This window comes from Jhaorihella thermophila, from assembly GCF_900108275.1.
Classification (GTDB): Bacteria; Pseudomonadota; Alphaproteobacteria; order Rhodobacterales; family Rhodobacteraceae; genus Jhaorihella; species Jhaorihella thermophila.
The window spans coordinates 1-11,213 of the sequence record NZ_FNVD01000034.1; the positions used below are offsets into that span (position 1 = coordinate 1).

Annotated in this window: 4 protein-coding genes; all 4 read right to left on the reverse strand. The window is 62.8% G+C overall.

Annotated elements, in window-relative coordinates; all coding sequences use genetic code 11:
* Positions 1-964 precede the first annotated feature (964 nt).
* The 4 genes from C4S70_RS17555 to C4S70_RS17570 all read right to left on the reverse strand — a co-directional run bounded on the left by C4S70_RS17555 (position 965) and on the right by C4S70_RS17570 (position 10,915).
* A complete protein-coding gene (locus tag C4S70_RS17555; RefSeq protein WP_146064258.1) occupies positions 965-4,753 on the reverse strand; it encodes a peptidoglycan-binding protein in 3,789 nt (1,262 codons plus the stop codon).
* Between the two features lie 137 nt (positions 4,754-4,890).
* Positions 4,891-7,776 (reverse strand): hypothetical protein, encoded by a 2,886-nt coding sequence (locus C4S70_RS17560; RefSeq protein WP_104009396.1) that lies wholly within the window; start codon positions 7,774-7,776, stop codon positions 4,891-4,893.
* Positions 7,777-7,862: 86 nt separating this feature from the next.
* Positions 7,863-8,330 (reverse strand): hypothetical protein, encoded by a 468-nt coding sequence (locus C4S70_RS17565; protein ID WP_104009397.1) that lies wholly within the window; start codon positions 8,328-8,330, stop codon positions 7,863-7,865.
* A 29-nt stretch (positions 8,331-8,359) separates the two neighbouring features.
* Positions 8,360-10,915: a peptidoglycan-binding protein gene (locus C4S70_RS17570; protein ID WP_235003883.1), complete on the reverse strand. Its 2,556-nt coding sequence runs from the start codon at positions 10,913-10,915 to the stop codon at positions 8,360-8,362.
* Positions 10,916-11,213 lie beyond the last annotated feature (298 nt).

Below are 11,213 nucleotides of genomic sequence, written 5' to 3' on the forward strand. Positions count from 1 at the left end.
ATCTTCGTCGTCATCGGTGCGCCCTCCACTTGGTTCATGAAACCATCATGGCATACGAGATGCCGCTGGGTGGGGGCATCCACCGCAGCAGTTCATTCAGACACCACACGCTCCGCTAGACGCATTTCGTCATAACTGCATGACGAATTTGGCATATTTTTGGCAGGATCGGCGTGACGCGCAACGCATACTCGTTGCTTCCAGCGACAAACTCTTCCTACCACCCACTACGCCTCCTGTCTGTTCGCGCCATGTTCCGCTTGCAGGCATCGCAAACAGGGGGCGAAGTTTTGGCGGGGTTGAAACTCAGGCCATTGAAAACGCTTGTGAAAATCACACCGAACCGAATTGCACGAGGTTCGCTCGACCAGAGACCGGGGGCGGTTCAGAGACCGAAACCGGGGGTGCGTCGCGTCTCAGAGGTTCGCACCCATCCCGCAAACCCCTTTGAAAACAGGGAAAATGCCGGTGCTGGCCGGGTGAGGTCGATCTTTCGCAATGGTGATGGTGGCGGAGGGGACGGGACCGGGAGCGGACGTTCTCTGTGTCGTAGAGCTTTGACCTCGCCACACTGACCGGCAATTCGGGATTTCGTTAGGAGGCGTCACAATCGAGATCCAACTTGAGCGCTTATTCTGACCGTGCCAACGTGGTTCATGCGCGCCGAAGGTATGGCGTTTGTTGTTGGCCTTCACCAACCTCTCATGGAGGTGCCGGTGCCGGTGCCGGCGGAAAACGCGCATGCATCATCAACGTCCCGCGTGATCAACGTCCCGCGTGTGATCTCGGGCAAAGTCTTGAAACAGCGAAACCGGGAACTTCTGGACATGGACCGAGTCACCGAAACCGGCTTGGATACCTCGTGTCATCCGCATTGACGGCACTCCTCGGCGCTGACTGCGCTGAAACCATCACCCAGACGCCATGTGCCCAAACAGTCAGCCGGAAAACCACGAATGCGCGATTACAGGTCGAGCTTGGCAGCCCCTTCGGTTCGGCCGCCGCCTTCGCTCAGCATCCTCGCTCGGTTTTCCTCAACGAGCCGAGCAGTGTAGGACGGATTCACGAGGGCAAAGCGGAGCTTTGTAAGTTGTCCGATCGAGTCGCTTTCGAGCCAGGCGAACAGATGCGTGCCCCGGCACTCGGAATACCTGTCGCCGATCAGCGCCACGGGATCCAGGGGGTTTGCCGTCGGTGGCAGCCATTGCTGCCCGCCTTCGTCGACCCAGACCGCCCATTCCGGCGGCGTCCACTCGTTGGCGCGGGTTTTCTGCTCCATTCTGAAGTTGCTTTCCTGAACCCGGCCGGCGGCAAGCAACGATCTCAGGCAGGCCCCCTGCGCGGCATCGTTGACCCAGTACCCATCTTGTTCAACGCGCATGCTGCCGCCCTCGTTCCACATGAACAGGCCGGAATCACCGCTGGGCTGCTCTGAAGGCTCGCCGAAGGTTTCCATTAGCTGGGCGATCACGGCATCTTTTGGCGGGCCTTGCCCGTCGTCGAACAGGCGGGTGCGGGTGATGGCCGAAACCCGGTCATCCATATGCGGCGGTTCACGATACAGCGCCACCATATCGCGCCCGTCCTCGGCAACGAACAACATCGCGTGGAAATAGGGCGTGATCTCGTTCGCACCGTCGGGGATCCTCCCGAATTTCTGCTGAGCGGCAAGGGACCGATAGTAGACTTGGCCAGACGGCATCCGACCGCGCAGCGCCGCCTCGGCGTCGGCGACCGAATCCCCGATCCCGATGCCGAGAATGCGCAAAACCTCGTCCGAATGGGCCAAGTCGGCCCCGGACTCTGGCGCGGACTCCGGCTCCGGCGCGGTCGCATCGAACACGATCCGGGCCAGACGGGCATCGGGGTTGTCGATCACCGGGTTGGCGTTCGGCTTCAGCAACTCGATCTCGTGCACTCGGTAGGGGAAATTGACGCCCGAAACCCTATCGACCACGTTCCCACGCTCCAACTCGGTGGGGTCCATCTCGATGTGGACCCGGGCAAGATAGGTGGGGTGGGTCTCGCTCTGGCTTAACGTCCGAGCCGCCTCCTGCGTCATCGGAAGCTGGCCCATGCGGTCACCGGAAGGAGTGAGCGGATAGAGAGGGTTGATATGGATCGCCTCTTCGGCGGGATCGAGACGGGACGGGAAGTTCAGTCCGCGCCAGGACCAGTTCCAGCCGCCGGCCGCGATGTCATACTCCCGAAGTTCGATCTGCGTCGTCACGATCAACCGCTCGCCGGGCCGGGCGCGGGCCTCCGCCTCTGCCGCGAGCGCCGCGGCCGCATCCTGCCGACCGAAGCTGTCGCCGTCGAGAAAGCGCGGGCTGAATACGTGGCCGAGGATCTCGGCCGTAGAAAGTCCGGCCTTCGCCGCAGCCGCATGGATCAGATCGGAAGGCCGAGCAAGTTCTATCCTCGCGGGGGTTTCCAAGACTTCGGCGACAGGATGCGCCGGGAAGCTCGCTTCCCAGAGCTGCCTGCCTTGGCCGTATTGGCGGCTTGAATCCCTTTCGAAACCAACGATGCGTTCTGGTGTCGCCTTCAGGAACAGTATGTCACCCGCAAAGGGCAGTCCCATTTCCGGTTGGATCGTCGCAATGAAGGCATCCGAGACCGCGAAATCCAGCATGCGGATCTCGGGCGCAGTCTGAATGCGCGGCGGCAGGTCGGCTGGCAACGCGTATTGACCAGCGGGCCGTGGTAACAGGACGATCAGACCGCTCAGAACCGGCTCACCCACCGTGTGCAGCCCCGTCGCCCCGACTGCACCTGTCGGCATGCCGAGGAGTTTCGCCAACTCAACGACGAACCTGCCCCCGAACATTTTGTAGCCGCCTTGCCGCATCAGTTCGTCCAGTGTCGTGGCGTTTGGCCAGTCCGGCGCACCTATCCGGAAGGTGAAGCGCAGCGGGTCGGTCTGCCGCCGCGTCGCCAGAGAAGACAGTTGATCGAACTCAATCCGCTCTGCGGAAGCAGCGATGCGCCGCTGTTCGTCAGATGGGCGCAGCGTCCACGGTCGGGAAAAGTCGCTCATTTCGGCTTCTAGGCGCTCGTCATCGGTCATCGGCAGATCGCTGTCCGGGAGCACGTATACGACCTGTGACGGATCGCGTTGCAAGACCACGCGGTACGGGCCGATCCGGGTGCCACGATACATTGGCGCTGCACCTGCCTTTTCGGGTGCGCGCGCCTCGATCCTTGCAGGAAATGCAATGTAGAGATTGTTGTTGCCGGACTGGTTCCGTACGGCCTCGGCCTCGGTTGCGGAAATCACCACCGCCTCCGGCACGCGGCCAGCATCGACACGGAGGCGCGAAGCGCCGCTGAAATGGCTCAATGAAACCGAAGCATCGAGACAGTTATACTTGAAATCCTGCGTTCGCATCTCGAACGCGCCGGCCTCGAAATCGTAGCCGCCCAAGAGGGCGCAGACCAGCAGCACGTCCACCGGGCCGGCCAGAGCCTGTCTCTTCGCCCTTGCAAGGGCTCGTTCCCGGAACACGGTCATGATGCGGCGGCGCTCGAATTCGTTGAGCGTGTTCGTGGTCTCGATCATCATCCGGGCTCTGACGCCGAAATCTACCTGCTTCGGCCGTTGATGCGGCGAGCGCAGTTGGGCGTCAATTTCCGGTGGCACCGTGCCCTTGACTAAGGTGAACGCCTGCCGAAGCTCCTGCTCGGTAATACCGATGAAGGGGTTTTCGGAGAAGATACCGCTCCGCCCCGACGCGACGGCATCGCCGACGGCCAGTCGGGTGAAGAATTCGACCAAGGCCGATGTGTAGGCCCCGTCTATTCCGCCCCGCCAGTTGCTGGAGTTTGGCAGTGCGATCACTGGCATGCCATCGGCAAAGACCATACCAGGAAGCCCCCCGAGTTCTGGCGCGACCACCGGGTCTGCGCCCCGGGAAGGCGACACGGCGTCTATCTCGTCACCGGCAGCAGACGCAATCTGCCGCTGACCGGTTGTCGCCAAGAGCGTGGCGATACGGGCTTCCATTGCGGCCGTCAGGCAGGGAATGTCCCAACCGCAGGCGTCACGTTGGCGCAACCAGCTCCTCTGCCCCGCGCGTAGCGTGGCCGCTTCGACACCGGTCGCGGTGGCGCGCGCCTCGCCATAGAGACGGGCAATCTCTTGATCCAATGCCGCCAAGTCGGGGTTGGCGCAGATCGCGTTCTCGACCGGGGTGGTGGCGCGTGCGCAGTCAAAGCTGGGACCGGATGCCGTCACTTGCCTGCCGGTCGTCCCCCCGGTGGGCGTCTGCGGGATACCATGAGAGCCCAACGCTCGTTGCAGGGCGGCTGCAGTGGCCGCATCGGCCGAACCGCTCTGGGTCAGCCCGTAGTCGCGCTGAAAAGCCAAGATCGCACGGCGCGTGCGCTGCCCCATTACACCATCGACCGGACCGGGATCATAACCGAGTTGGGTGAGCCTGGATTGGATCTGCGCAACCCGTGTTCGGTCGCTCCTCGGCCGTTGATCCTGCCTGTGAACCTCTTCGTGTTGGCGTCGCTGCTCTTCGATCCGCTGCTGGCGACCAAGCTCGTTTAGGATTCTGGATGTATCTCGGAGGAGGCCGCCGAGGTCCTGGGCATGCGCAATATTTGATCTTTCAAGAGAGGCCGGCCCGCCAACGATCCAAACAACGATTGCCAAGACAAACAGGAGTGACTTGTGGAAAGGAACGCTCAATCCAAGGCTCCAAACCATCTGCAAGATCCGCTGCATCGGCCCAATCGGCTGCATCGCTTCCCCCATAACCAAAAAAGAAAATTCCTATTATGGCAGATCTTGGAGAAACCGAGAGCCCGCGTAGAAAAGCTCGCTGTTCTTCGGCGTTCCCAATTCACGATGGCCCGCTTGGCGTGAGCCCGTCTTCAACATCACAGAAACTCATCAATGGCCGGGATCGGGCTGGCCGACACCCCGCCACTGAACGGATGCAGCCCCACGAAACGGGAAGCGCCTGAAGCCACCTCGCTGACGGCCTGATCGCCGCACCCGCCTGCGAGCAGCTTGCGCACGTCCGAGAGCGCCGGGAAGGACGTCATCAAGAGTTGCGTGGCTGCCGCGAAATCCTCTTGCGTGGTGCAGTTGTTGGTCGGGTTGCCGAAGAAGTCCACCTTGCACCCCGGCTGGTTGGTCGTCAGGTTGAGCAGCAGGAGCAAGGCGCGTTGCGCCTCGGTGCGGTTTTTCACCTCGCCGCGCTTGAGCCGGTCCATCGCGTCCTTGGCCCCTCTCAGAACGTAGGCGGTCAGCGAGCCGGTATTGACGGAAACCTCCTGTGGACAGGCCCGACGCAGTTGGTGAAGCAGTGTCGAGAAATAGGCCAGGTTTTCGAGGCCCCGATAGTCAATGTCAGACCAGTGGCCGCGCATCAGGCCATACACGAAATCCGGCCGGAAATAGCCCGCGGGATTGTAGCCCGACCTTTTCTTGGCGATTGCTTCTTGCAAGGCGCGGGCGGCCGGAGAGCGCACGCCGCCCGGAAAGGTTTCCGCGAGCATGTTTTCTGCAGCCTGCAGACCCGCATTTGTCAAAGGAACCGCTTCGATCCATTCCAGCAAACCTGACAGCGATGCGGCCACCATCGCCTCGACTGCGTTGTCCCTGTGCCCGCGATATGCGCGATAGGCGTTTCCGGTGGACGGCGCGGAATGGGGGCGCGCGAACCGCATCAAAGCGTCTTCGGTGTGGTCAAGCTCTCGAATTTCGCCGAAGGCGCGATAATCCGCCTCGGCAAGTTCCACCACACGAGGCGTGTTGATCCGCAGGAAGTCGCGCCACACGACCAGACCCTTTTCGGCCGCCATGTCGGCGAACCCTGCCGCCAGTTCCCGCGCCGCGACGAGCGCATTGTAGGCTTCAAGTCTTGCACCGGTTTCGTTCTTGATGCGCTCGGCGTCCTGCAAACCTTCCAGTGTCGCGGGATAGGCCGCAAGCCGGGCAAGTTCGTCTGCTGCGATGCGGGATGCCAGCATGCGGCGGATCTCGGCCATCTGCGCCAGATGATCCAGTCGCGCGGATTGGCGCAGATAGGCAAGCTCGCCCGTCCCTCGCTCGGTTTCGGCGTTCCATGCATCGATTCTGGACAGGCTTTCGAAAACTGCCGGCAGGGCCTTGGCGGATTCGATTCTGTCCTGGCTTCGCCGGTCGGCTTCGTCCCCCATGACGCGGATCAGGTCCAGATGCATCCAGTCGGTCGGTCGACCCGGTGACACAAGTGTCGACAAGGGTTTTACCGTCCAATCCTCGATCGCACCCGCGAGGGTGCTGTCCTCGATGGTCGCGGACTGGGTCAGCCGACCGCGACATTCCGATGTCATGCGGCGGAAGGTGTTTACATCGTCATTGGTCCAGAGGTGCAACGGTTTGCCCAAGACCTCGACGATTGCCTTTTCGTCGAGGATGAGCGTGTTGAACCGGAAACCGCCGATCCGGTCCACCTCTCCGGCGGCCAGCCAGCGGCCGAGCGCGGTGCAGGCCGCATCGTCGACCCGTGACTGGAAGAGAATCCCAACGGGCGAGATCGGCAGATCGGCCGGCGTTTGCAAGTAGGCGCGAAAAGTCTCGCAATCCGCATCTCCCTCGACCTTACCGTGAATGAGACGCAATTCCGCTTCGCCGGTCGCCCTGAGGGCAATCGGTTTCGCCCGGCCAAGGACCGAGTTAGATCGCTCCAGCCAGGCCGTCGGGTCGAGATCGAATTGTCCTTCGGTCACCCTGCCCGCCATGAGCAGGCTGGCCGGCGCAGCCAAGTTGAAAAGCCCTGGCCCAGTGGTCACGACCACGCCCTTTTCCGATTGCGTGACCCTGAGATAACGGTCCCCTCCGCGCCCGCAGGACAGGACGCCGACCCATTCCCGCGCGGTCGGTGCGGGCTCGGCCGCCTCGGGTGAGGCACCGCCTTTGGGCGCGCTGGGTGACTGGGCAAGAACGGAATCCGGGGCAGCGGCAGCGAGACGCAGCAAATGTTCAAGCTCTTCGAATATGTCCGGATGGGCGGCCATGAACGCAAAGATCCACTGTCCGCCGCCTCTGCCGTTCGGATCTTGGGCCAAGGGGGCCGGGACGACGCCGCCGTTGCGTTGCGCGGCCTGCAGCAAGGCCTTGTGCCGCGGATCGCCGGAGCGGTTGAACTTCTGCCGACAGGCCGCGAGCTTCTTGATTTGGTTCCGGTTCTCGATCCGCCAGCGGTAGATGTCGGCTCCCAGCACCGCCTGCATGCGCGCCTGGTCCGCGAGCGCCGTGTTTACCCGCGGCCCCTTGCCCGCCGGCGCGATGAATTTGCCGTCGGCCAGCCAGGAAAAGTAGGCTTCGCAATCCTCCATCGACAGCGTGTCGCGGGCATTGCGGACCGGCGCGACCTTGGCCAGCAGCGCCGGGGCCTGTGCTGGGGGCGGCAATTCGATCCGTTTGGCAACGAAGGCCGGGCAGTGCTCCAGCCCTTCGACCGTGCCGACCATCAAACCTGCATCGCGATCCACGTTGCCGACCAGGCCGAATTGCGTCTCGCCCGGCGGGGCGCGGTCAGAGAGCCAGGCTGCGTGAGCCAAGGCAACCGCATCCGTGGTGAACGTGCCCGCCAGCGTCCGGGCGGTAAACTCCCCGGAAAGGCGAATGGCGCCGTCTTCCATGACCGTCAGTCTGAACGGCATCCGCGTTCGGTCGCAGCCGGAAAGTCCGAGCCAGATCTCCACCGGCTCCGCCACTGCCACCCCGGTCCAGGCGCATATCGCGGAAATCGCCAACAACATCTTGCGCAGCATTCTGGTTCCCCCCCTTGTTCAGCCGGTCGAACGCCGACGGCCCCACCCGTTGACCCCGCTGCCTCCATCATAAATACGACGCCCGCTCAGAACCCCGGACAGCCCGCCGCCTGGATCCGGCCTATCGCGCGGGACGAACCAGCAAGCGAATAGGTGGCCAGATCCCAGTCCTCCCACCAGATCTGCACCGAAGACCCTGCCCGCAGAGCCTGGACGAGCGGCAGCACCCCGGGCCTGCCCCCCGAACTGCACTGGTTGGCCTCGCATCGCACAAGCACGTTGATCCGTTGGTTCTCACGGCCATCAATGACAAATCCAAGATAGCCTTCGGCTCCGCGGCGCATCGACGTCGGCCTGATATCCGGTTTCACCACGACACCGACTTCGCCGCTATTGCCGCAATCCACCGTCAGAACCGATCCATCGCTGCCGCGCACGGATGCCGACCCGGCGGGGCCGCCGCCCGGCGAATAGGACCACGAAGCGAATGCCGGCAGAGCCAGACAGGCGAAGAGCGTGGCCGGCGGCAGGGACAATAGGTTTCGTTTCAGCATTTCTTCCCCCCCAGATCTCTGCCGCGCGTTCACGGCTCCGATGCAACAGGCCAGACAATGACCTTGTTCAGGTCCAGTCCACCGCCGCTGGGTCCATCCGCAACCGCAGGGCTGAACGAAACTCGCGTGACAAATCCCGACACGCCGATGTCAAATCCGAAACCCAGCCACTCATACGAGAACCCCTCGGGCACCCGTAGAACGACCCTGTCATGCGGCTCGACGAAGCCCTCGACAGCGATTGAGCGCAGCAGGCGATCGCCTAGCGGCGTCAGAAAGACCCCGGAATCGACGATCAGCGTATCCGGGGCACCGTCTTTGGCTGCGACGAAAGCCGCTTCGAGCCCGTCCATGGCGCAAATCACGATCGTGTCGGCACCTGAACCGGCGTGTAAACTGAGTTCGGCCGTTTCAACGAACACCAGGTCGTCACCGGCGCCCGCCATGACCCCGGTCTCGGAAAGAACGCCGTGGGTCGGATCTGCGTCGATGGCGCGCAAGACGATCACATCGTCCCCGTCGCCGAAGGTAACGCTCAGGCCCCAATGGTCGTCGAAATCAGGTGGGCCGATGGGCTGCGTGGCCGCCTGCGGCGCGGGAACCCGGTCGCAGGAATGCATCGGTGCCGGGCCATGGGCCGGACCTCCGCCCACAGTGCGCGCCGCCGACCAGCCGGCCCGGCTGAGCGGCAAAGCGGCCGCTGGCCTCGGGTCGCGTTTGCGCCTGGCCATGTCGTCGAGAAACGGTCTGGCGGGCAAGGTTCCGATCTGAATTGCCGCGCGCACGAGACGCCGATCCGGGACGAATTCGTGGCCGAGCCGGATGCGAAGCGGCCCATAGTTGACGACGCTGTCAGGCCCGTTCGTCGAGACCTCGACTCTCATGCCGGGGGAAGGCGGCAGCACCAGCCGGTCCGTTGCGGTATGAAATTTCCACACATTTATGTGGCGCTGAAACCCGGCCGGCACGTCTTTGAGAACGGCGGGATCGATCACAATGGTATCCGGCGCATGATCGAACCACGCTGTAGTTCCCGCCCAAATGTTTAGAAAAGTGTCGGCCATCGAGCAGATCACGATCAAATCGGCGCCGACACCTGCATACACGCCGGTGTCGGGAGACACATCAAAGAGCCAGATTTGATCGTCGCCCCCGAAAGCACTTAACCAATGCGCCTCACCGGTGCCACGATGCAGGATCAGGTCATTTCCGTCCCGCCAGATCGTTTTGCGCGAGTCATGTGCTTCGGGTGTCGGGTCGATGACCGGTCGGTCCAGACGATCCCAGGCGGTTAGCGTGTCGCAGGTTCCGTTCGCACTGGCACTCGCCGGATCCGGCGGCGCGCGTCCGCCGTCAACGGGCGAGGCAGCATGGCCGTGTCGCTGCGCAGCCCGATTTCCAGCATCCGGCCCGGCGGTGGCCATGTCAAACATGACAGCCCCGTCGGCAATGCGTTCGGCGAGGCCCATGTCGGCTGCAAGTTCCTCCGGCGACACGCGCTCGACCGCAATCGACGCCAACGGGTTCGGCGCATTTAGGTCCACGCTCTGATACTGCAGGCGCAGGGGGCCGACATCGATGGTCGTGATGCCTCCTATGCTTGAGACGACCTGGGGCTGCGCCGGTTCCACCATGCGCAACACCGTCCGATCGGTTCGGGCGTCATAACCCGAGATGGCGATTTCCGCGCCGTCGATGTCCTTTGGTTCGCCAAAGAAAAACAGCCGGGTCGGCCGCATACTTTCGGCCATGGCAAATGCGCCGGCATGTATGACGATGGTATCTGGATCGCTGTCCCCCGTGGCTTGCCCGTCATTGGTGCTCAGAATGAGGAACGGCCCGGTAAGGGCGCAAACGTGAACTTCGTCGCCGCCCCCTTCGCCAATGAAAGCCGACCCCGTCGGATTGGAAAAGACGAAAAGGCGGTCGTTTCCGTCGCCGGCCGCAACCTCGATCCTCCGATCGCTCGCCAGCAGGATATCCTCGTCCGCGCCGGTGAAATAATGCCCTTCTTCAGTGGCCAGATCGTTTTCAAGCGAGGTCTCGTAGTCCTCCGGGTGATATTCGACGACCGACGCGGGGGCCGCAAAGCGCGCAGCCTCGATCAACCCGGCACAGCCGGTCAGGTGGGCGGCGACATGGGTTGGTGCCGCGTTTTCATTCGCTACATGGCTGCTTGCGCCACCGGTTTCGGGCCCCCTGATCCCCGAGTTGCCGGACTGGCGCGCCAGCGTACCGGTATGCGCCATCCAATCATCGGCCACCAAGTCAAAGATCTCATCGGTGATGATCCCCAGCGGCGCACGCCCCCGGTCAGCCTCGAAGGCCCGGACTGCGCGTGTGGTTCGGCCTCCGATGACACCGTCAGGTTCACCGGCATCATACCCAAGATCACTCAGCCAGCGCTGTAGCTGACGGATCTGATCGCGCGAGTATTCGCTGACCTGGGCCAGAACCGGGCCGCTTTCGAGAGAGCTTCCCTGTAGACTAGGTCGATCGCTCGCCGACTTACCATGGGCCACGCTTCCAAACGACAAAAGCACGAATGCACAAATCAAACTGCGGGCCACTAAAGCTCGGGCCATCCTCCTATCCAATCGATCAAGTTTAGAATTACATTGTGCTAAGCTTAAATTGGCGCTCAAAGGTCTGTCAATGAATCTGGATTGCCTGTTATTCGAGCTCGGGCGTTCGTGGAGTGCGCCTCCCTCACCCCACCTTCGCCCCCAGAACGACGTATGATCCGCCGCGAAATACCCATCCGCCGCGCGGAATTTGCCCTGCAGCTCGACCGTGTCGCCCGCAGTCAGCGGCATCATCGTCTGGAGCCACAGCGCCGTCGCCTCGGAGACATGCGCCCCGCTGATCTCGCCGCGCGACCCG

Bases quoted from the DNA above. Each gene is read 5' to 3' on its own strand.
- C4S70_RS17560 (WP_104009396.1), bottom strand. From the start codon at position 7,776: ATGCTGCGCAAGATGTTGTTGGCGATTTCCGCGATATGCGCCTGGACC.
- C4S70_RS17570 (WP_235003883.1), bottom strand. From the start codon at position 10,915: ATGGCCCGAGCTTTAGTGGCCCGCAGTTTGATTTGTGCATTCGTGCTT.
- C4S70_RS17565 (WP_104009397.1), bottom strand. From the start codon at position 8,330: ATGCTGAAACGAAACCTATTGTCCCTGCCGCCGGCCACGCTCTTCGCC.
- C4S70_RS17555 (WP_146064258.1), bottom strand. From the start codon at position 4,753: ATGCAGCCGATTGGGCCGATGCAGCGGATCTTGCAGATGGTTTGGAGC.